This window comes from Pelomicrobium sp. G1 (assembly GCF_051905455.1).
In the GTDB taxonomy this organism is placed as follows: domain Bacteria; phylum Pseudomonadota; class Gammaproteobacteria; order Burkholderiales; family UBA6910; genus Pelomicrobium.
Genome location: NZ_JBQACR010000222.1, coordinates 1 through 323, shown reverse-complemented (window position 1 = coordinate 323; position 323 = coordinate 1). Strand labels below are relative to the sequence as shown.

The window sequence follows — 323 nt, the reverse complement described above, 5'->3', positions numbered from 1 at the left end:
CCTTCGAGCGGCTGAAGAGCACTTTTCCGGAACTCAAGGTGGGCCTGGTCCACGGGCGGCTCAAGCCCGAAGACAAGGCCCGGGTGATGGAGGCCTTCCTGCGGGGGGAGATCCAGCTCCTCGTGGCCACCACCGTGATCGAGGTGGGGGTGGACGTGCCCAACGCCTCCCTCATGGTGATCGACCATGCCGAACGCATGGGGCTCGCCCAGCTCCACCAGTTGCGGGGGCGCGTGGGCCGGGGGGCGGAGAAGAGCGCGTGCATCCTCCTGTACGGCACGCCCCTCTCCGGCGCGGCCCGGGAGCGGCTGCGAGTCATGTAC

General features: G+C 69.3%; 1 protein-coding gene. It reads left to right on the top strand.

From position 1 onward, the window contains the following. A partial coding sequence (locus ACTFO6_RS18265; RefSeq protein ID WP_439935805.1) for a helicase-related protein occupies window positions 1–323 on the top strand: 323 nt, incomplete at both ends.